Origin of the sequence: Aeromicrobium sp. IC_218, from assembly GCF_004336805.1 — a bacterium.
Taxonomy (GTDB): domain Bacteria; phylum Actinomycetota; class Actinomycetes; order Propionibacteriales; family Nocardioidaceae; genus Aeromicrobium.
Window position 1 is genome coordinate 259,017 of the sequence record NZ_SJXM01000003.1, and the last position, 18,704, is coordinate 277,720.

22 protein-coding genes and 4 tRNA genes are annotated in these 18,704 nt (G+C 70.9%); 19 read left to right on the top strand and 7 right to left on the bottom strand.

Going from position 1 to position 18,704, the window contains the following annotated elements; genetic code table 11:
• The first annotated feature begins 2 nt into the window (after positions 1-2).
• Together E0W78_RS05345 and cls are read left to right on the top strand one after the other, a co-directional pair.
• Positions 3-1,088, top strand: coding sequence for an SDR family oxidoreductase (locus E0W78_RS05345; RefSeq protein ID WP_131402817.1), 1,086 nt, complete (start codon positions 3-5; stop codon positions 1,086-1,088).
• Positions 1,089-1,279: 191 nt separating this feature from the next.
• Positions 1,280-2,731, top strand: coding sequence for a cardiolipin synthase (cls, locus tag E0W78_RS05350; RefSeq protein WP_242686240.1), 1,452 nt, complete (start codon positions 1,280-1,282; stop codon positions 2,729-2,731).
• Between the two features lie 21 nt (positions 2,732-2,752).
• On the opposite strand, the gene E0W78_RS05355 is transcribed toward cls, so the two are convergent.
• The 4 genes from E0W78_RS05355 to E0W78_RS05370 all read right to left on the bottom strand — a co-directional run bounded on the left by E0W78_RS05355 (position 2,753) and on the right by E0W78_RS05370 (position 3,831).
• Positions 2,753-3,397 carry a hypothetical protein gene (locus E0W78_RS05355; RefSeq protein WP_131402818.1) on the bottom strand — a complete coding sequence of 215 codons (645 nt, stop codon included), beginning with the start codon at positions 3,395-3,397 and terminating at the stop codon, positions 2,753-2,755.
• A 151-nt stretch (positions 3,398-3,548) separates the two neighbouring features.
• Positions 3,549-3,620: transfer RNA gene (locus E0W78_RS05360), tRNA-Val, on the bottom strand.
• A 38-nt stretch (positions 3,621-3,658) separates the two neighbouring features.
• Positions 3,659-3,729: transfer RNA gene (locus E0W78_RS05365), tRNA-Cys, on the bottom strand.
• Positions 3,730-3,759: 30 nt separating this feature from the next.
• A tRNA-Gly gene (locus E0W78_RS05370) sits at positions 3,760-3,831 on the bottom strand.
• Positions 3,832-3,948: 117 nt separating this feature from the next.
• Between E0W78_RS05370 and E0W78_RS05375 the strand changes: the two genes are divergently transcribed.
• The 4 genes from E0W78_RS05375 to E0W78_RS05390 all read left to right on the top strand — a co-directional run bounded on the left by E0W78_RS05375 (position 3,949) and on the right by E0W78_RS05390 (position 5,857).
• Complete coding sequence (locus E0W78_RS05375) at positions 3,949-4,782, top strand: aminotransferase class IV (RefSeq protein WP_131402819.1); 834 nt, start codon at positions 3,949-3,951, stop codon at positions 4,780-4,782.
• A gap of 67 nt (positions 4,783-4,849) precedes the next feature.
• Positions 4,850-4,921: transfer RNA gene (locus E0W78_RS05380), tRNA-Val, on the top strand.
• A 130-nt stretch (positions 4,922-5,051) separates the two neighbouring features.
• A complete protein-coding gene (locus E0W78_RS16710) occupies positions 5,052-5,642 on the top strand; it encodes an Ltp family lipoprotein (protein WP_207392640.1) in 591 nt (196 codons plus the stop codon).
• Positions 5,643-5,668: 26 nt separating this feature from the next.
• Entirely contained in the window at positions 5,669-5,857 is a 189-nt protein-coding gene (locus E0W78_RS05390) for a hypothetical protein (RefSeq protein ID WP_131402820.1), read from the top strand.
• A 64-nt stretch (positions 5,858-5,921) separates the two neighbouring features.
• On the opposite strand, the gene E0W78_RS05395 is transcribed toward E0W78_RS05390, so the two are convergent.
• Positions 5,922-7,394 carry an MFS transporter gene (locus E0W78_RS05395; RefSeq protein ID WP_207392641.1) on the bottom strand — a complete coding sequence of 491 codons (1,473 nt, stop codon included), beginning with the start codon at positions 7,392-7,394 and terminating at the stop codon, positions 5,922-5,924.
• Between the two features lie 191 nt (positions 7,395-7,585).
• On the opposite strand from E0W78_RS05395, the gene E0W78_RS16715 reads away from it, so the two are divergent.
• The 7 genes from E0W78_RS16715 (at position 7,586) to E0W78_RS05420 (ending at position 11,924) form a co-directional block, all read left to right on the top strand.
• A complete protein-coding gene (locus E0W78_RS16715; RefSeq protein ID WP_207392642.1) occupies positions 7,586-7,735 on the top strand; it encodes a hypothetical protein in 150 nt (49 codons plus the stop codon).
• Positions 7,732-7,854, top strand: coding sequence for a hypothetical protein (locus E0W78_RS16960; protein ID WP_278249422.1), 123 nt, complete (start codon positions 7,732-7,734; stop codon positions 7,852-7,854). The genes E0W78_RS16715 and E0W78_RS16960 overlap by 4 nt, the downstream gene beginning before the upstream one ends.
• Positions 7,855-7,937: 83 nt before the next feature.
• Positions 7,938-10,166, top strand: a complete 2,229-nt coding sequence (locus E0W78_RS05400) for a catalase (protein WP_131402822.1) — start codon at positions 7,938-7,940, stop codon at positions 10,164-10,166.
• A 53-nt stretch (positions 10,167-10,219) separates the two neighbouring features.
• Positions 10,220-10,438, top strand: coding sequence for a hypothetical protein (locus E0W78_RS05405; RefSeq protein WP_131402823.1), 219 nt, complete (start codon positions 10,220-10,222; stop codon positions 10,436-10,438).
• Entirely contained in the window at positions 10,435-10,935 is a 501-nt protein-coding gene (locus E0W78_RS05410) for a pyridoxamine 5'-phosphate oxidase family protein (RefSeq protein WP_131402824.1), read from the top strand. Before E0W78_RS05405 ends, E0W78_RS05410 begins: the two co-directional genes overlap by 4 nt.
• 13 nt (positions 10,936-10,948) lie before the next feature.
• A complete protein-coding gene (locus E0W78_RS05415) occupies positions 10,949-11,245 on the top strand; it encodes a DUF4235 domain-containing protein (protein ID WP_131402825.1) in 297 nt (98 codons plus the stop codon).
• 28 nt (positions 11,246-11,273) lie between these two features.
• Complete coding sequence (locus tag E0W78_RS05420; protein ID WP_131402826.1) at positions 11,274-11,924, top strand: hypothetical protein; 651 nt, start codon at positions 11,274-11,276, stop codon at positions 11,922-11,924.
• Here E0W78_RS05420 and E0W78_RS05425 read toward each other — a convergent pair whose 3' ends face one another.
• Complete coding sequence (locus E0W78_RS05425; protein ID WP_131402827.1) at positions 11,925-12,128, bottom strand: hypothetical protein; 204 nt, start codon at positions 12,126-12,128, stop codon at positions 11,925-11,927.
• 101 nt (positions 12,129-12,229) lie between these two features.
• Here E0W78_RS05425 and E0W78_RS05430 point away from each other — a divergent pair, with 101 nt between their 5' ends.
• The 6 genes from E0W78_RS05430 to E0W78_RS05455 are packed head-to-tail and all read left to right on the top strand — an operon-like array spanning position 12,230 to position 17,408.
• Positions 12,230-12,730 carry a hypothetical protein gene (locus tag E0W78_RS05430; protein WP_131402828.1) on the top strand — a complete coding sequence of 167 codons (501 nt, stop codon included), beginning with the start codon at positions 12,230-12,232 and terminating at the stop codon, positions 12,728-12,730.
• Between the two features lie 29 nt (positions 12,731-12,759).
• Complete coding sequence (locus E0W78_RS05435) at positions 12,760-13,209, top strand: hypothetical protein (protein WP_131402829.1); 450 nt, start codon at positions 12,760-12,762, stop codon at positions 13,207-13,209.
• A gap of 59 nt (positions 13,210-13,268) precedes the next feature.
• Complete coding sequence (thrS, locus tag E0W78_RS05440; protein WP_131402830.1) at positions 13,269-15,242, top strand: threonine--tRNA ligase; 1,974 nt, start codon at positions 13,269-13,271, stop codon at positions 15,240-15,242.
• A 1-nt stretch (position 15,243) separates the two neighbouring features.
• Entirely contained in the window at positions 15,244-15,750 is a 507-nt protein-coding gene (locus E0W78_RS05445; RefSeq protein ID WP_131402831.1) for an HIT domain-containing protein, read from the top strand.
• A complete protein-coding gene (gene pgsA / locus E0W78_RS05450) occupies positions 15,750-16,388 on the top strand; it encodes a phosphatidylinositol phosphate synthase (RefSeq protein WP_131402832.1) in 639 nt (212 codons plus the stop codon). Before E0W78_RS05445 ends, pgsA begins: the two co-directional genes overlap by 1 nt.
• Before the next feature lie 60 nt (positions 16,389-16,448).
• Positions 16,449-17,408, top strand: coding sequence for an NAD-dependent epimerase/dehydratase family protein (locus E0W78_RS05455; RefSeq protein WP_131402833.1), 960 nt, complete (start codon positions 16,449-16,451; stop codon positions 17,406-17,408).
• Positions 17,409-17,411: 3 nt separating this feature from the next.
• On the opposite strand, the gene E0W78_RS05460 is transcribed toward E0W78_RS05455, so the two are convergent.
• On the bottom strand, positions 17,412-18,650 hold the full coding sequence (locus tag E0W78_RS05460) for a hypothetical protein (RefSeq protein ID WP_131402834.1): 1,239 nt from the start codon (positions 18,648-18,650) through the stop codon (positions 17,412-17,414).
• Between the last annotated feature and the right edge of the window lie 54 nt (positions 18,651-18,704).

An 18,704-nucleotide genomic window follows, 5' to 3' on the forward strand; every position in this document is an offset into this window, starting at 1 on the left:
GCATGGCTGAGACACCCTCCACCACACCGGGCCGCGCCCTGGTCGTCGGCGCGACCGGGATCGTCGGACAGGCCGTGGCCGCCCGGCTGGTCGCCGAGGGCTGGGAGACGTACGGCCTCTCGCGCAGCGGGTCGACGCCTCACCCGGACGTGATCCCGGTCCGCGCCGACCTGAGCGACCCGGAAGGCCTCGCCGCCGCGCTCGACGGGGTGGCGCCCCAGCTCGTGACGATCACCGCCTGGACCCGGATGGAGACCGAGTCCGAGAACATCCGGGTGAACGGGGGAGCGGTGCGCGACCTGCTGGCCGCACTCTCGCCGGCGGGGTCGGTTGACCACGTGGCACTCATGACCGGGCTCAAGCACTACCTCGGCCCGTTCGAGGCCTACGGCCAGGGCACGATGCCCGACACGCCGTTCCGGGAGGACGAGGAGCGCCTGCCGTACCCGAACTTCTACTACGCGCAGGAGGACGAGCTCTTCGCCGCCGCCGAGCGGGACGACTTCACCTGGAGCGTGCACCGGTCGCACACCGTCCTCGGGTTCGCCACCGGCAACGCGATGAACATGGTCGCGACCCTCTGCGCCTACGCGTCCCTGTGCCGCGAGCTCGGCCGACCGTTCGTCTTCCCCGGCTCGGAGCGGCAGTGGAACGGGCTGACCGACGTGACGGACGCCGACCTGCTGGCGGGGCAGATGACCTGGGCCGCGCGGACGCCGGCCGGTCACGACCAGGCGTTCAACACCGTCAACGGCGACGTGTTCCGGTGGCGCTGGCTCTGGCCCCAGATCGCCGCATGGTTCGACCTGCCCTGGGAGGGGTTCGTCGACGCGCCGCGCACGCTCGAGGCGTCCATGGCAGGCATGGAGGAGGCGTGGCGCGCGCTCGCGGCGAAGCACGACCTCGTGGAGCCCGAGCTGGCCCGGGTGGCGTCCTGGTGGCACTCGGACGCCGACCTCGGTCGCGAGATCGAGGTCGTCACCGACATGAACAAGAGCCGGGCGGCCGGATTCTCGGCCACCCGCGACAGCCGGGCGTCCTTCTTCGAGCACGCGCAGCGGTACCGGGACGCCCGCATCATCCCCTGAGCGTCGCCCGCCCCTTGGCGTCCACCGTCTGGCGTCGCCCGCCTCGTACGTCGCGGGGGATACGCGCGCCCGCCGGCCACGCCAGGGTGGGAGCAGGACGAGCGACGGTGGGGCGGTGACATGGCGGACGTGCGGGTGACGGGCTCCGGGCTGCCGTGCCCTCTCGCGCCGACGGACCGGGACGGCGCCTAGTGGACACCGTGCTCGTCGTCGCCGGCATCGCCGTGGTCGTCCTCGACTACGTCATCAAGGTGCTCGCGATCGGGGTGCTGCCGGGCAACCGCAAGCCGTCGTCGGCGATGGCCTGGCTGATCCTCATCCTGATCGTCCCGCTGGCCGGCTACGTCGTCTTCCTCGTGCTCGGCCGCACGCACCTGGGCCGGCGTCGTCTCGCCCGTCAGCGGGAGGCGGACGAGGCCATCCGTGCCGCCACCGCCCGGCTCGAGGCCTCGCCGGTCGACGGGCCCGCGTACCTGCCTCCGATCGCCGCCCTCGGCGAGGAGCTGGGGTCCCTGCCCTGGCAGGCGGGCAACCGGGTGGACCTGCTGCCCGGGTACGGCGACGCGATCGCGGCGATGACCGCCGCGGTGCGCGAGGCGCGCTCGACGGTGGAGGTGGAGTTCTACATCGTGGCGTGGGACGACGTCACGGCGCCGTTCTTCGAGGAGATGCTCGCGGCCACCCGGCGCGGCGTCGTCGTGCGCCTGCTCATGGACCACATGGGCTCACGCTCCATCCCGGGCCACAAGGAGCTCGTGGCGAAGCTGGAGGCGTCCCCGATCCAGGTGCACCAGATGCTCCCGGTCCGGCCGTTCAAGGGCGAGCTCCAGCGTCCGGACCTGCGCAACCACCGCAAGATCGTCGTGGTGGACGGCGAGGTCGCGTTCATGGGATCGCAGAACCTCGTGGAGCCGGGCTACAACAAGAAGAAGCACCACGAGGCCGGACGTGAGTGGGTCGAGTTGGTCGTCCGGGTCGAGGGGCCGGTCGTGCACGCGCTGCGGGCGGTGTTCGCCAAGGACTGGTACATCGAGTCCGACGAGCGCATCGGTGACGAGATCAAGCCGGTCGCGGGTGGGGGAGCGGCCGGCGACGTCGCCGGCCAGGTGGTGCCGAGCGGGCCGGGCTACGGCACCGAGAACAACCTGCGGGTGTTCACCGCGCTCATCTACTCCGCGCGGCGCCGGGTGTCGCTGACCAGCCCGTACTTCGTGCCGGACGAGCCGCTGCTCTACGCCGTGACGACGGCCGCGCGCCGCGGGATCGACGTGGAGCTGTTCGTGAGCGCGTGGGGTGACCAGTTCATGGTGTCGCACGCCCAGTGCTCGTACTACGACGCGCTGCTGGAGGCCGGCGTCCGCATCCACCTGTACCCGGCGCCATGGGTGCTGCACTCCAAGCACTTCTCGATCGACGACGACGTGGCGGTGATCGGCTCGAGCAACATGGACATGCGCTCATTCGCCCTCAACGACGAGGTCTCGCTCGTGCTGGCCGGCGGAGACGTCGTGGCCCGCTTCCGTGCGGTGGAGGACCAGTACCGCGCGATCTCGCACGAGCTGACGCTCGATGAGTGGCGCCGGCGGCCGTGGCGCCTGCGCTACCTCGACAACACCATGCGGCTCACCGCCGCCCTGCAGTAGGTGGGTCTCCAGAGCGCCCGGTCAGAGCGAGCCGGACAGGGGCCAGTTGCTCCAGTGGGTGTTCGGCGGCTCGGTCGGGCGGTAGGCCCCGGGGTCGCAGGTCGCCATCACCTGGGCCAGCTGCTGGAAGGTCTCGGTCTCGCTCGGCGTCGTCTCGAAGAGCTCGGGCTGGTGCCACTCCTCGAGCTGCAGCAGCTTGGGGAGATCGGGCGGAACCCTGCGCCGTACCTCCGCATCGGTGCCGAGCAGCGGCTCGCGATGCTCGGGGACGAGCGTCCGCAGTGCTGACACCAGGTTCGTGCCGGGTGTGGCCGCCAGCGGCAGGTCGCGACCTCGGACGCGCGGCGGAGGCCCGTCGGCGAGCGCGTCGAAGTCGCTCGTGTCGCGGATCTCGGCGAAGTTCTCGATCCGTCCGTGGAAGTCGTCCTGCTCGAGCATGTAGCCGCCGGAGGTGAGGCAGTTGCCGAAGGCGTGCACCACGTCGAACAGGTTGAAAGCCCGGCCGTAGTAGCAGACGTGCTCCATGACGAGGGCCCATCGAGAGCCGTCACCGAACGCGTGCAGGCGGCAGTCGACGGCATGCAGGTACGGATGGTTGAGGTCGAAGAACGTCAGCCCGTCCCGGGCGATGTCGAGCTCCTCGAGGATGCCATCGACGTCGATCATGCGAGCACTGTGGCACCACGACCGCCGGACGTCCCGGGAACCGCTCGACCGAGTCCCGGAACGAGAAGAACCCCCGGAGCGAGCTCCGGGGGTTCTGTCCCGTCCCGGAACGAGAAGAACCCCCGGAGCGAGCTCCGGGGGTTCTGTCCTGTGGGCGATACTGGGTTTGAACCAGTGACCTCTTCCGTGTCAGGGAAGCGCGCTACCGCTGCGCCAATCGCCCGTGCTTATTCACTTGTGAGGCTCTGGATCGAGCCTGAGAGGTGGGTACGGGATTCGAACCCGTGTTCACGGCTTTGCAGGCCGTTGCCTCGCCTCTCGGCCAACCCACCGCAGGATGGCCCTGCCGTGGACCCTCTCCGAGCGGACGACGGGATTCGAACCCGCGACCCTCACCTTGGCAAGGTGATGCTCTACCACTGAGCCACGTCCGCGTGCTTCTTGCGAAGCGGTTGCCCTCCGGGCCGGTTTTTCCGACCCCCTCGGGCCGAGATGAAACATTAGTACATGACCATCCGATGACCAAAACCGGGGTCGGTTAACGTGTCTCCATGCGTGCCTGGCTGAACGGAAAACTCCTGGAATCTCCGCAGGATCCGGCTCTCTCGATCCTGGACCACGGCCTCGTCGTCGGCGACGGGGTCTTCGAGACGGTGAAGATCGAGGACGGTCGGCCGTTCGCGCTCACTCGTCACCTGGACCGGCTCGCGCGTTCCGCACGCGGTCTGGGCATCGGCGAGCCCGACCTCGGTGCCGTCCGCGAGGGCGTCGCCGCGACCATCGAGGGCCAGGAGCTCGAGTTCGGGCGCCTGCGCATCACTGTCACGTCCGGGCCCGGCCCGCTCGGCTCTCCCCGTGGTTCCGGTCCGATGAGCCACGTGGTGGTGACCGAGCCGGCCGAGCGTCCGCCGTCGGTGACGTCCGTGGTGACGGTCGACTGGCCGCGCAACGAGCGCGGCGCCCTCGCCGGGCTCAAGACCACGTCCTACGCCGAGAACGCGCTCATGATCGAGCACGCGCACGACCTCGGAGCGTCCGAGTCGCTGATGCCGAACACGGTCGGCGACCTGTGCGAGGGCACCGGGTCCAACGTCATGTACGTCGTGGGGGAGACGTTGGTCACGCCCACGCTCGCGTCCGGCTGCCTCGCCGGCGTCACCCGTGCGCTGGTGCTCCAGTGGGGCGCCGGCGAGCTGGACGTCATCGAGCGCGACGCGCCCATCGAGGTGCTCGAGGAGGCCGATGAGGTGCTGCTGGTCGGCACCACCCGCGACGTCCAGGCCGTGTCCCGCGTGGACAAGCGCGAGCTCCCGGCCCCCGGTCCGGTGACGCGCAAGGCGCAGGAGATCTGGGCCCGAGAGGCGGCCAAGAGCGTCGATCCGTGACGGGCGGGACCCGGTTTCGCGTCCCGTGAGGGGTGCGTTAGTGTGGTCCGCGCACCGATGGTGCGACGGGCGATTGGCGCAGTGGTAGCGCGCTTCGTTCACACCGAAGAGGTCACTGGTTCGAACCCAGTATCGCCCACCGTCACGAGAGGCCCCCGGCACCTGCCGGGGGCCTCTCGTCGTTGTCGGGATGGGACGAGTGACCAACTCGCAGACTGACTCGACGAAGTTCGGGACGCAGGGGTCTCGTCGTGCTTACGTTCCGGGCCATGTCGAACACGATGGGCACTGGGCAGCCGAATGGTCCGAGAAATCCGCGAGCAGAGGTGAAGGCCGCAAAGGCGTACGCCAAGGCTTCCCGTCCTTGGTACAGAAAGAAGCGGTGGTGGGTCCTCGCTGTCGCGGTCATCTTCGTCGCAGTCGCGGCGACGACGGGCGGTGGCACGGACGAGCCGTCGGTCACGTCCGACGACAAGAAGACGACCACGACTGCTCAGCCCACCAAGCCTGCCGAGGCGGCCGCCGACGAACCGCGGGAGTCCGAGCCGGAGATGACTTCGGGGCAGGAGAACGCCCTCGCTGCTGCGGAGAACTACCTGGAGATCGCTCCGTTCTCTCGCAAGGGGCTCATTCGGCAGCTGTCATCCGATGCCGGAGACGGCTACTCCCGCAAGGACGCGACGTATGCCGCCGACCATGTCGACGTCGACTGGAAGGAGCAGGCGGTGAAGGCAGCCGAGAACTACTTGGACATCTCACCGTTCTCCCGTCAGGCGATGATCGAGCAGCTGTCGTCTGACGCAGGGGACGGCTACACCCGCGCGCAGGCGGAACATGGCGCTGAGAAGGCTGGCCTGTAGCGCCGCCGCTGCGTGATGATCGGGCCATGACGAATCCGGACGACCGACCGCCGCGCCCCGACCGGCCCGTCGGCTGGGGGCCGGGCCTCGGCGACAACCCGTTCGGTCTCAGCTGGCTGACGCAGTCGGACGGCTCGCGGTCGTCCGGGCGGTGGATCCTCGCCGGCCTCGTGGTGGCCGTGGCCGTCCTGCTGGTCCTGCTGCTCGTGTACTGAACCCGCGGACGCGGAAGGGCCCCTGGCGTGCTGCCAGGGGCCCTTCCGCGCGTCGAGGTGCAGATCAGGCGTGGACGGACTCGCCGTCGACCGTCACCGGCTCCACGGACTTCGCGTCCTGCTTGCGCGGGATGAACGCCGCGATGCCGACGCCGACGAACGCGGCCAGCGCGCCGACCAGGAAGCACGCGGTGAACACGCCCTCGGTGGGCGCCTGGACCGGGCCGACCGGCGTCTCGAACGTCTTCATCGAGCTGGTCAGGATCGTCGCCATGACCGCCGAGGCGATCGTGGTGCCGACCGAGCGCGACAGGCCGTTGAGGCCCACCGCGGCGCCGGCCTCGGCGGCCGGGGCGTTGTCGAGCACCAGGGTCGGCATGGCCGCGTAGCCGATGCCGACGCCGGCCGACGCGATGCACGAGGCGATCAGCAGCTGCCACGGGGCGTCCATGAGGAACAGCGCGACGACGTAGCCGACACCCAGCACGGTCGCGCCGGTCATGAGGGTCTTCTTGGCGCCGAGGTTGGTGATCAGGCCGGCCGAGACCGGGGCGAACACCAGCATCATGAGTCCGCCGGGAGCCATCCAGAGTCCCGCGGCGAGGATCGACTGGCCCAGGCCGTAGCCGGTGAACTCGGGCATCTCGAGCAGCTGCGGGACGACGATCGACTGCGCCATCATGCCGAAGCCGATGGCGACGGCCGCGAGGTTCGTGAACAGGATCGGCAGGCTCGCCGAGGTGCGCAGGTCGACCAGGGGCTCGTCCTGGCGCAGCTCGAAGAGGCCGAACAGCACGAGCACGACGAGGCCGCCCACGATGCAGCCGATGGTGGCGGCGTCGCTCCAGCCCCAGGTGTTGCCCTTGGAGATGCCGACCAGGAAGGTCACGAGGCCGAGGGCCAGCAGGATCACGCCGGGCACGTCCAGGCGTCCGCCGTGGGCGTCGTGGACGTGCGGGACGAACGCGAGCACGGCGACGACCACGACGGTCGCAGCACCGGTGCCGACCCAGAAGAGGTTGTGCCAGTCGCTGCCGTCGGCGATCCACGCCGAGAGCGGCAGGCCGATCGCGCCGCCGACGCCGAGCGTGGCGCTCATGGCGGCGACCGCGGTGTTGGTGACGTGCGGCGGGGTGATCTCGCGGATCAGCGAGATGCCGACCGGGATGAAGCCCATGGCCAGGCCCTGCAGGCCGCGGCCCACGAGCATCGGGGCCAGGGTGTCGGACAGCGCGGCGACGGCCGAGCCGACCAGCAGGATGCCGGCGCTGACGACGATGATGCGCTGCTTGCCGAACAGGTCGGCCAGGCGTCCGGCGACCGGCATGGCGACCGCGGCGCACACGAGCGTGATGGTGATGACCCACGAGGCGTTGGACGCCGACGTGGAGAGCAGCTGGGGCAGCTCGCTCTGGATGGGGATGACCATCGTCTGGGTGAGGGCGGCCATGAGGCCGCCGAGGCACAGCACGACGACCGAGACGATCGGGTTCGCCGCGACGGGTGCCTCGGAGGACGAGGACGGGGACGAGGTCAAAGTCGTTCCTTCGGGTCGTTCGGGGAGGGGACAAGACTTGTGTATCACGCAACTGTTGATGAACTGCAACCAAGAGCGGCGTGATGCCTGGCACACCGATGACGCCGCGGGACGGTTAGCGGTCCCGGAGGCGGGTACGGGCCGGTCGTGACGCGCGGGACGTCCGCGCGGAACCACCCACAGGAGGCGACATGACCATCGCACCCGAGGATCCGGAGAGCTTCCCCGACGCAGAGCCGTCGATCGAGCCGTCCTCGCCGGCCATCGACCCGCCCGGGGCGGACCCGGCCTACCCGCCGGGCGCCGAGCCCCAGACCGACCCGGACAGGAGCGAACCGTGACCGAGCCCATCCATCCCGACGACGGATCCGTCACCGACAACGACGAGCAGGACTCCGAGCCGAGCGGCACCGCGCCCGACGGCGGAGCGCCGAACGACCCGTCCACCACCGCGGACTGAGCGGGAGCACCACCGATACCAGCACGACCGCGACGAGCGCGGGGCCAGCCGGCTCCGTGCTCGTCCTACCTTGGGGGAGACACATGAGCGAGCAGGACAAGGGAATCGTCGAGAAGGGCGCCGAGATGGCGGCCGGCGTCGCGGCCCAGGTGAAGAACGCGGTGACACCCGGGGCGAACACCGTCCCCGGCGTCCCGAACAGCATCACGCCGACGGTCGAGGAGCCGACCACGCCGCGCGAGCCGCTCGACCAGCAGGCCGGGCACCACGGGCCCGAGGCGTACTCGCCGACCGGCGTGCCGTCCGGCGAGACCGAGGACGCGGCCCAGCAGGACGCGTACCTGACCACCGCGCAGGGCGTGAGGCTGCGCGACACCGACCACTCGCTGAAGGCCGGCGCGCGTGGCCCGGTGCTGCTGCAGGACCACCACCTGCGCGAGAAGATCATGCACTTCGACCACGAGCGCATCCCCGAGCGTGTGGTGCACGCCCGCGGCGCCGCCGCGCACGGCGTGTTCCGGTCCAACGGCAAGGCGTCGCGCATCACGCGCGCGGCGTTCCTGCAGGGAGGGGTGGAGACGCCGGTCTTCGTCCGGTTCTCGACCGTCCTGGGCTCCCGCGGCTCGGCCGACACCGTCCGCGACACCCGCGGCTTCGCGACGAAGTTCTACACGTCCGAGGGCGTGTACGACCTGGTCGGCAACAACATCCCGGTCTTCTTCATCCAGGACGGCATCAAGTTCCCCGACGTCATCCACGCGGGCAAGCCGCACCCGGACGTCGAGATCCCGCAGGCGCAGAGCGCCCACGACACGTTCTGGGACTTCGTGTCGCTGCACACCGAGGCGCAGCACCACGCGATCTGGAACATGTCCGACCGGGGCATCCCGCGCTCGTACCGGATGATGGAGGGCTTCGGCGTCCACACCTTCCGCCTGGTCAACGCCGCGGGCGAGACGTCGTTGGTCAAGCTGCACTGGAAGCCTCGTCTGGGCGTCCACTCGCTCACCTGGGAGGAGGCGCAGATCGCCGCGGGCGTCGACCCCGACCTGCACCGCCGCGACCTGGCCGACGCGATCGCGTCCGGCGCCTACCCCGAGTGGGACCTGGGCGTGCAGGTCTTCCCGGACACGCCGGAGCAGACCTTCGAGGGCATCGACCTGCTCGACCCGACCAAGATCGTCCCCGAGGAGCTCGCGCCGGTCGAGGTGATCGGCACGATGCAGCTCAACGCCAACCCGAGCAACTACTTCGCCGAGACCGAGCAGGTCGCCTACCACGCGGGCCACTTCGTGCCGGGCATCGAGCCGACCGACGACCCGCTGCTGGCGGCGCGCCTGTTCTCCTACCTCGACACGCAGCTGACGCGCCTGGGCGGGCCGAACTTCTCGCAGATCCCGATCAACCGCCCGCACTCGCCGGTCAACGACATGTTCCGCGACGGGTTCCACCAGGACGCCGTGCACAAGGGCGTCGCGCCGTACAAGCCCAACTCGCTGGACGGTGGCTGCCCGTTCCTGGCCGGCGAGGACATGTCGGCGTTCATCGACGTGCCGGTCGCGGTCGAGGGGCGTCGCGTGCGCGAGGCCCCGGCGTCCTTCGACGACCACTACAGCCAGACGCGGATGTTCTACCGGTCGCTGACGAAGGTCGAGCAGGACCACGTCAAGGACGCCTACTCCTTCGAGCTCGGCAAGTGCTACGAGCAGGCGATCAAGGAGCGTCAGCTGCAGAACCTGGCCAACATCGACGCCGGCCTGTGCCAGGCGGTCGCCGACCGGCTGGGCCTGCCGGCGCCGGAGCCGACGGTCGAGGTCGTCGACCTGCCGCCGAGCCCCGCCCTGTCGCAGATCGGCGGCGAGTGGCCGCCGGACGGTCGCCTGCTGGGCATCGTCGTCACCGACGTCGAGGCCGACCTCGACGGAGTCCGGGCCGTCCGGGACGCGGCGTTCACCGCCGGCATGGTGCCGATCGTGGTGGCCCCGCGTGGCGGGATGCTCGAGGACGGCTCGGGCGCTCCCGTCCCGGTCCAGCGCACGTTCCAGACCGTCCGCTCGATCGAGCTGGACGCCGTGCTGGTCGTCGGCGGGGGACAGGCGGCCCAGCACCCGGAGGTGGCCCTGCTGCTCTCCGAGGCGTACCGCCACGGCAAGGCGATCGGCGGCTGGAACAGCCCCGAGGACGCCCTCACCGCGGGCGGCGTGCCGGTCAACGGTCCGGGCGTCGCGCTGGAGCCCGACGGTCCCGCGGCGCTGACGCGGATCAGCCAGCTGATGGCGACGCACCGCGTCTGGGAGCGCCACGCCGGCTGACCGGTTCCCGGTCGGGACGGTTCGATCCGCCCCGACCGGGGTACGGCCCGGTCATGACTGACACGAACATCGATCTCGAGGCCATCCAGAACGTCGTCGACCGCGTCACGTCGTGGCAGGACGGCGCCACTGAGGGCACCGTGGAGGACGAGCTGCGCAAGGGCTTCACCGAGGCCGGCGTGCAGGTGTCCGACGACGACGTCACGAAGCTCGCCGACGCCATCCAGGACAAGCACGGTGCCGTCGACGCCGCCGAGGTCCTCGGCCGATGAGCGAGCCCGAGAGCCACGACGAGCAGGTCGCGAAGCTCGTCGAGCTGACCAAGGACGCTCGCACCGCGTTCCTCACGACCCGTGACGAGCACGGCCACCTGGTCGGACGTCCCATGGCCCGCCAGGACGTCGACCTGGACGCCGACCTGTGGTTCATCACCGAGCGCGACTCGCGCAAGGTCGCTCACATCGCCGCCGACCCGAAGGTGGGCGTCACGCTCGGCACGTCCGACTCGTGGGTGTCGCTCTCGGGCGTCGCCAGCGTCGTCGACGACAACGAGAAGCTGCACGAGCTGTGGAACCAGTTCACCGACGCGTGGCTGCCCGAGGGGCCCGACAGCCCGAACGCGGTGCTCATCCACGTCCGCGCCGACCAGGCCGAGTACTGGTCGCCGCCGGTCGGCGGACGCGTCGCCACGCTGGTGAGCCTGATCAAGTCCAAGGTGACCGGTCAGCGGTACGACGGGGGCGACAACCAGGTCGTCACCGACCTGTGAGGTGAGGAGGACCATGACCGAGAAGCACAACACGTCGAAGTCGGCGAAGCTGCTCTACCGTCCGGTGGGCATCGTCGGCTCGATCGGCGCCGGTCTCGTCGCGAGCGCCATCTTCAAGCAGATCTGGAAGAAGGCGGCGCACGGTGACGGCGCCGACCCGCCCACGCCGCTCGAGAGCGAGTACCCGCTCAAGGAGATCCTGACGGCGGCCGCCATCCAGGGCGTCATCTACGCCGTGGTGAAGGCGCTCGTCGACCGTGGCGGTGCCCGGGCCTTCGAGAAGGCCACGGGGGACTGGCCCGGCAGCTGACGGGTAGCGGGTGCGTAGACTCGGCGCGATGTCATCCTTCGTCGACGCCGAGTCTCGCACCGCGCCCTCCCTCGCCCAGGTGCTCGACCTGGGTGCGAAGGGGCTGCTGGTCCTGCTGTCGGCGATGGCCGCGCTCGACCCGGTCGGCGCCAACCTCGACGGCAAGGCCGCTGAGCTGCGCGCCGTCGGCTACCCGGCGCTCGCGTTCACGATCCCGGCCCTCTGGTACGTGTTCTGGCGCGACCGTCCGTTCCCCTGGCTGGCCGACCTGCTGGTGACGATCACCTGCTTCAGCGACACGCTGGGCAACCGCATGGACCTGTACGACCAGATCGTCTGGTTCGACGACTGGATGCACTTCATGAACCCCGCGCTGCTCTGCGTCGCGGTGCTCCTGCTGTCGGTGCCGCGCGACGCCGGCTTCGGTGCCTGCCTCGAGCGGTCGCTGGCCTTCGGCGCCACGGCGGCCATCGCCTGGGAGATCGCCGAGTACTTCGCCTTCATCGCCACGTCCGACGAGCGCAACGGTGCCTACACCGACACGCTCGGCGACCTCAGCGCCGGCATCCTCGGGTGCGTGCTCGCCGCGACCTTCGTGCACCTGGCCTGGCGCACGGGTCGCCTGCGCGAGCCCGGCCCGTTCGGCGGACCGTCGCCGGTCCCGGCCGAGGCCCGCTAGCTAGTAGGCGTCGGCGCGTCCGGTCGCGGGTAGCTCGACCCAGCCGTCGCCGGACCGCTTCTCCAGCCGCACGCCGCGGCCCGGCTCCTCGTCGGGCCCCGACACCGGCGCCGACGCGCGCCACAGCACCGCCGCGCGGTCGTCGTCGTGCGTCGCGCTCGCCACGACGTGTCCGTCTTCGTTCACCAGTCGGTAGTCAGGCATGGGCCCACCGTGCCAGCGGGGTGCGGGACGCGCGAGCCGAGCCCCGGTCGATCTCGGTGATCCGCGGACGCGTGGCGATGCCGGCTGGGAGGATGCCGGTCGTGTCGATCCCGCCGTTCCAGCCCGTCCCGCCTCCGTGGCCGCACCGCCGGCGCGACGGCCTGGGCTCCTGGGGCTGGTTCGTGCTCGCCTTGACGGCGCTGGGTCTGTCGTTCGTCCCGTTCCTGCCTCCGGACGAAGCCGACGTCGACGCCTGGCGCAGCCACGGGATCGCCACGATCACGGACGAGAGCTGCGTCGGCCGGTCGTGCGAGTGGACGGCGGACTTCGTCCCCGACAGTGGTGCCGCGACGCAGCGGGACGTCGACGCGACGGACCTCGACGTCATGGGCCTCGGGGTGGAGGTCGGCGACCGCGTCCCGGCCTGGTACTCGTGGAGGAACGAGACGCTGCACCAGCACGAGAAGGACGACGACCTGCCCCTCGGCGTCGGTCTCGTGCTCGTGGCAGGAAGCGGTGTCGCAACCATCGCCAGCGGCACGTGGGTGCTCGTCGAGCACCGCCGCCGCAAGGCCTGGCACGCCGCGGCCGCCAGATCGTGAGGGACCGCCTCTCGCGCCTCTGGGACCGCATGCCCTGGGGCGGGATCTTCGCCGTGGTCGTCGCGGTGTGGATTCCGTCGGCGGTCTCCGCGGCCCTGGACGAGCGGGCGGCCGAGCGTGACGAAGGAGTCCCGGGGACGTACCGGGTCGTCGACCTGTACTGCGGGCGTGCCGGGTGCGACCCGATCGCGTCGTTCGCCAGCGACGACGGGCTCGTCGGGTTCAGCGAGGTCTCGATGTCACGTGAGTTCCGCGGTGACGTGGGGGACTCCGGCCGGGCGCAGTACCTGGAGTCGACCGGCCGGCTCTACCGGCCGGGCTCGGACGCGTGGAGCACGTCCATGGCCTTCGCCGTCATCGGCTCGTTGTACGTCCTCGTCTACGTCCTGTGGTTCGTGTGCTGGGGACCGGTCGCGCGATTCCGCGCGTCCCGGCAGCAGCGCGCCGCCGCTGGACCCGCCGAGGTCGCCCCCGAGTAGAGTCGTCGCGAGCCGCGTGGCCCAGCCGTAGGGGCCGCCATGAACCGAAAGGCACACCTGTGTCCGACATCCGCATCACCGTCCTGACCGCCGACCAGCGCGAGGAGCGGACGGTGGAGACGGGCACGAGGGCCTGGCAGCTCTTCGACGACGCCGAGGTGGTCGTCGCCCGCGTGAACGGCGAGCTGGTCGACCTGTCCCACGAGCTGGCCGACGGCGACGAGGTGGAGGGCGTGCTCATCGGCAGCCCCGACGGCCTCGCCGTGCTGCGCCACTCGACCGCGCACGTCATGGCCCAGGCCGTGCAGGAGCTGTTCCCGGACGCCAAGCTGGGCATCGGCCCGCCGGTCACCGACGGCTTCTACTACGACTTCGACGTCGCCGAGCCGTTCAAGCCCGAGGACCTCGACAAGATCGAGTCCCGGATGCGCAAGATCGTCAAGGAGAACCAGAAGTTCGACCGTCGCCCGGTCTCCGACGACGACGCGCGCGTCGAGCTGGCCGACGAGCCGTACAAGCTCGAGCTGATCGGTCTCAAGTCGTCCGCCGGTGACGCCGCCGAGGGCGCCAGCGTCGAGGTCGGCGAGGGCGGACTGACCATCTACGACAACCTCGACCGCAAGGGCGAGGTCGCGTGGAAGGACCTGTGCCGCGGCCCGCACCTGCCCACCACCAAGCGCATCCCGGCCTTCACGCTCATGCGCAGCGCCGCCGCCTACTGGCGCGGCGACGAGAAGAACAAGCAGCTTCAGCGCATCTACGGCACCGCGTGGCCGACCAAGGACGACCTGGACGCCTACCTGTTCCGGCTCGAGGAGGCCCAGCGGCGCGACCACCGCCGGCTCGGCCAGGAGCTGGACCTGTTCAGCTTCCCCGACGAGCTGGGCTCGGGCCTGCCGGTCTTCCACCCCAAGGGTGGCGTGATCAAGCGCGAGATGGAGGACTACGTCCGCCGCCGGCACATCGAGGAGGGCTTCTCCTACGTCGGCACGCCGCACATCAGCAAGGACGGGCTGTTCCACACGTCCGGCCACCTGCCGCACTACGCCGACACGATGTTCCCGCCGATGGAGTTCGAGGGCTCGAACTACCAGCTCAAGGCGATGAACTGCCCGATGCACAACCTGATCTTCCAGTCGCGCCAGCGCTCGTACCGCGAGCTGCCGCTGCGGCTGTTCGAGTTCGGCAGCGTGTACCGGTACGAGAAGTCCGGCGTCATCCACGGCCTGACCCGCGTGCGGGGGTTCGCCCAGGACGACTCGCACTCCTACGTGACCCCCGAGCAGGCGCCGGCCGAGGTCAAGCACCTGCTCGACTTCATGCTCGGCGTGCTGCGCGACTTCGGCCTGGACGACTTCTACCTCGAGCTGTCGACGCGCGGCGAGGGCGACAAGTTCATCGGCTCCGACGAGGAGTGGGAGGTCGCCACCGGAGTCCTGCGCGAGGTGTGCGAGCAGTCCGGCCTCGAGCTCGTCCCCGACCCGGGCGGCGCCGCGTTCTACGGCCCCAAGGTGTCGGTGCAGGCCAAGGACGCCATCGGCCGCACCTGGCAGATGGGCACCGTCCAGTACGACTTCAACCAGCCCGAGCGCTTCGGCCTGGAGTACGTCGCGGCCGACGGCTCGCGCCAGCAGCCGGTCATGATCCACTCGGCCAAGTTCGGCTCGATCGAGCGGTTCCTGGGCGTCCTGGTCGAGCACTACGCCGGTGCCTTCCCCCCGTGGCTGGCTCCCGTGCAGGTCGTCGGCATCCCCGTGGCCGAGCGCCACACCGACTACCTGTACGAGCTCGCCGACCGGCTCAAGCGCCACGGCGTGCGGGTCGAGGTCGACGAGTCCGACGAGCGGATGCAGAAGAAGATCCGCAACGCCCAGACCCAGAAGGTGCCGTTCATGGTGCTGGCCGGCGACAAGGACGTCGAGGCCGGTGCGGTGTCGTTCCGCTTCCGCGACGGCACGCAGGAGAACGGCGTCGGCCTGGACGACGCGGTCGACCGCATCCTCGCGGCGATCCGCGACCGCGCGCAGGTCTGACGTGGGCGACGAGCTCGAGCGGCTCTGGGTCCCGTACCGGCTGGCGTACGTCCGCGGGGAGGCCGGCGACCCCGCGGACGACCGCTGCCCGTTCTGCGTCATGGTCGACGAGCCGGCCGAGGACGACCTGGTGGTGCACCGGGGGAGCGAGGCGTTCGTCGCGCTCAACCTCTACCCGTACAACCCCGGTCACCTCATGGTGCTGCCCCGGCGCCACGTGGCCGACTACGCCGACCTGACGCCGAGCGAGACCGTCGAGGTCGCCGAGCTGACGCAGCACGCGCTGCGGACGATCCGCCAGGTCAGCCAGCCGCACGGCTTCAACGTCGGGATCAACCTCGGCGGGGTCGCCGGCGGCTCGCTCTCGGCCCACCTGCACCAGCACGTCGTGCCCCGCTGGGGCGGCGACGCCAACTTCATGACCGTGGTCGGCAAGGCCAAGACGATGAACCAGGTCCTCGAGGACACCTGCGCCATGCTGCGCGAGGCCTGGACCGAGGAGGACTAGTGCTCGAGCGATTCCGTGGCTTCTGGACGAAGATCATGTCGTACCCGGCCGACGCCATGCTCAAGGTCGGCATCACGCCCGACCAGGTGACGATGGTGGGCACGCTCGGCGTCTCCGCCGGAGCGCTGTGGTTCTACCCGCGCGGCGAGTTCTTCGTCGGCACCCTGGTCATCACGCTGTTCGTGTTCTCCGACCTCATGGACGGCTACATGGCCCGCAAGACCGGCCAGGCGAGCAAGTGGGGCGCGTTCCTGGACTCCACCCTCGACCGCGTCGGCGACGCCGCCGTGTTCGGCGGACTGGTGGTCTACTACGCGATCGGTGACCGCGAGACGCAGCTCGGCGACGCGGACCTGTACCTGTGGCTGAGCCTGGCCTGCCTGGTGCTGGGCAACCTGACGTCGTACGCCCGCGCCCGGGCCGAGTCGCTGGGCATGCAGGCCAAGGGCGGCATCGCCGAGCGCTCGGACCGGCTCGTGTCGATCCTCGTGATGACCGGCCTGTCGGGCCTGTTCGACACCCCGGCGCTGCGCGAGGTCACGCTGTGGGCGCTCGCCGTGGCCAGCCTGGTCACCGTCGTCCAGCGGATGCTCATCGTCCGCAAGCAGGCGCTGGTCGACCCGAACCTGCCCTCCTGAGCCGTCCGCCCTCCGCGAACGCCCTCGCCCTCGGCGGGGGCGTTCGCGTTCGATGAGGGGATGACCCGCACCCTCGTCCTCGGCGGAACCGCCTGGCTCGGCCGCCTCGTCGCCGCCGACGCCCGCGACCGCGGCCACGACGTCACGTGCCTGGCCCGCGGCGAGAGCGGCTCGGTACCCGACGGCGTCCGGCTCGTCCACGGCGACCGGGCGCGTCCCGATGCGTATGCGGCCCTCGACGGCGAGTGGGACCTCGTGCTCGACGTCGCGCGCGTGCCCTCGCACGTCCGGGGCGCCGTCGCGGCGCTCGGGCGGCGGGCCGGTCACTGGACGTTCGTGTCCAGTGGATCGGTGTACGCCGACCAGTCCGGCCCGCTCGACGAGTCGTCGCCGCTGCTGCCGCCCGGTGAGGACGAGGCGCCCTACGGCGAGGCGAAGTCCGCCTGCGAGCAGGCGCTGCCGTCCGGCGCGACGATCGTCCGCGCCGGACTGCTGGCCGGGCCGGGCGACCCGTCCGACCGCAGCGGCTACTACGTCGCGCGGATGGCCGCGGTGCCCGACGAGCCCGTGCTCGTGCCGGACGTCGCCGACCAGCCGATGCAGGTGCTGGACGTCCGCGACCTGGCCGGCTGGCTGGTCGACCTCGCCGTGGCGGGCGAGCCCGGGGCGGTGAACGCCGCCGGAGCCCCGAGCACGGTGGGCGAGCTGGTCGAGCTCAGCGTCCGGGTGGCCCGCCACCGGGCCGGGACGGTGGCCGCCCCGGCGGAGCGCCTGCGTGAGCTCGGCGTCCAGGAGTGGGCCGGCGACCGGTCCCTGCCGTGGTGGCTCCCACCGACGCACGTCGGCCTCGGCCGCATGAGCGTGACCGAGGCGTCGCGGCGTGGACTGCGACCGCGTCCGCTCGAGGCGACCCTGGCCGACGTCCTGGACGACGAAGCACGCCGCGGACCGGATCGTCCGCGGCGTGCCGGCCTGTCTCGGGCCGAGGAGGCGGACCTGCTCGGTCGCCTCGCCCGGTAGGGGTCAGGCCGCGCCCGAGAGCACCTCCATCTCCACGACGCCCTCGGGGACGTCCAGGCTCGTGGTGACCTCGTGGTCGCGCAGGTCGACGACGTGCACCTTGCCCGCGGCGGGATCGCTCACGTAGGCACGGTCGCCGGCCACCTTCACCAGCGGCCCGGGCAGCTGCCAGTCGTCCGCCTCGGTCCACGCGTCGATGACGGGCACCTGGGCGGTGACCTCGCCGGTCTCCTCGTCGATGACGGTCAGGTTGCCGTCGGTCGTGAGCACCAGGCCCTCGCCCTCGGGTCCGCGGGCCAGCGAGCGGAACCAGTAGCTCGCCTCGAGCGGCACCTTCGTCAGCTCCGCGGTCCGGCTGTCGATGAGCGCGACCTGCTCGGGACGCTCGTGCTCGGCGTCGGGATCGGTCTTGTAGTCGGCCAGGACGATCGGCGACTCCTCGCTGCCGGCCAGGTTGCCGGTGCGGGCGTAGTCCTCCTCGACGTCCACCTTGGTGAAGCGTCCGTCGCGGTACACCTCCGGGCCGTTCTCGCAGCCCATGACCACGGTCTCGGCGCCGCCCTGCGGGGCGGCGACGGCCTCGCCGTGCACGCCCTGGCAGGTGTCGGTGCGGGCCACCTCGGCGCCCTGCGCGTCGACGACCCGCACGGTGCGGCGCGCGTCGACGGTGCCCTCGGTCATCAGCAGCCGGTCGCCGGCGAGCGGCACGGCCACGCCGTGGTGCGGGGCGTCGGCCTCGACGGTCGTGCCCTCAGCGCCCTTGGCCAGCTCCTCGACCGGGACGACCTGGGCGGTGCCCGCGCCGTCCGAGAACAGGGCCGCGACGCCGTGGTGGGTCACCAGGTGACCGGGCTCGGGCGCCTCGTAGGTGACGTCGGTGAGCGCGGGGCCGGTCTCATACAGGTGGCTGTGGTCGCCGTGGGCCTTCTCGACCAGCCCGGAGTCGAACAGCGTGAAGCCGTCGCCCATCGCGACGCCCAGGTGACGTCCGTCGCCGACGGGGGAGAGGCGCTTGAAGCCGCGCACCTCGTGCTCGCCGAGCACCTTGCCGGTGGCGGCGTCGAGGGTGGTGAGGCCGGTCTCGGTGGACACGACGAGGCGGGGCAGGTGACGGGTGACCTCGATGGTCTCGGACGAGGACGGCTCGGACTCGGCCGTGTCCTCGGAGCTCTCGCCGCAGGCCGCGAGGGCGAGGGCGGACGCGGTCAGGACCGCGATCGTGCGCAGGGGTGTCAGGTTCATGGACGACGAGGTTACATGAGAATGAGAATCGTTCCCAACACGGTACCCACGTCC

Excerpts from the sequence above, each read along its gene's own strand:
- E0W78_RS05345 (WP_131402817.1), top strand. The coding sequence starts at position 3 with ATGGCTGAGACACCCTCCACCACACCGGGCCGCGCCCTGGTCGTCGGC.
- E0W78_RS05355 (WP_131402818.1), bottom strand. The coding sequence starts at position 3,397 with ATGATCGACGTCGATGGCATCCTCGAGGAGCTCGACATCGCCCGGGAC.
- E0W78_RS05375 (WP_131402819.1), top strand. The coding sequence starts at position 3,949 with ATGCGTGCCTGGCTGAACGGAAAACTCCTGGAATCTCCGCAGGATCCG.
- E0W78_RS16710 (WP_207392640.1), top strand. The coding sequence starts at position 5,052 with ATGTCGAACACGATGGGCACTGGGCAGCCGAATGGTCCGAGAAATCCG.
- E0W78_RS05390 (WP_131402820.1), top strand. The coding sequence starts at position 5,669 with ATGACGAATCCGGACGACCGACCGCCGCGCCCCGACCGGCCCGTCGGC.
- E0W78_RS16715 (WP_207392642.1), top strand. The coding sequence starts at position 7,586 with ATGACCATCGCACCCGAGGATCCGGAGAGCTTCCCCGACGCAGAGCCG.
- E0W78_RS05400 (WP_131402822.1), top strand. The coding sequence starts at position 7,938 with ATGAGCGAGCAGGACAAGGGAATCGTCGAGAAGGGCGCCGAGATGGCG.
- E0W78_RS05405 (WP_131402823.1), top strand. The coding sequence starts at position 10,220 with ATGACTGACACGAACATCGATCTCGAGGCCATCCAGAACGTCGTCGAC.
- E0W78_RS05410 (WP_131402824.1), top strand. The coding sequence starts at position 10,435 with ATGAGCGAGCCCGAGAGCCACGACGAGCAGGTCGCGAAGCTCGTCGAG.
- E0W78_RS05415 (WP_131402825.1), top strand. The coding sequence starts at position 10,949 with ATGACCGAGAAGCACAACACGTCGAAGTCGGCGAAGCTGCTCTACCGT.
- E0W78_RS05420 (WP_131402826.1), top strand. The coding sequence starts at position 11,274 with ATGTCATCCTTCGTCGACGCCGAGTCTCGCACCGCGCCCTCCCTCGCC.
- E0W78_RS05425 (WP_131402827.1), bottom strand. The coding sequence starts at position 12,128 with ATGCCTGACTACCGACTGGTGAACGAAGACGGACACGTCGTGGCGAGC.
- E0W78_RS05435 (WP_131402829.1), top strand. The coding sequence starts at position 12,760 with ATGCCCTGGGGCGGGATCTTCGCCGTGGTCGTCGCGGTGTGGATTCCG.
- E0W78_RS05455 (WP_131402833.1), top strand. The coding sequence starts at position 16,449 with ATGACCCGCACCCTCGTCCTCGGCGGAACCGCCTGGCTCGGCCGCCTC.
- E0W78_RS05460 (WP_131402834.1), bottom strand. The coding sequence starts at position 18,650 with ATGAACCTGACACCCCTGCGCACGATCGCGGTCCTGACCGCGTCCGCC.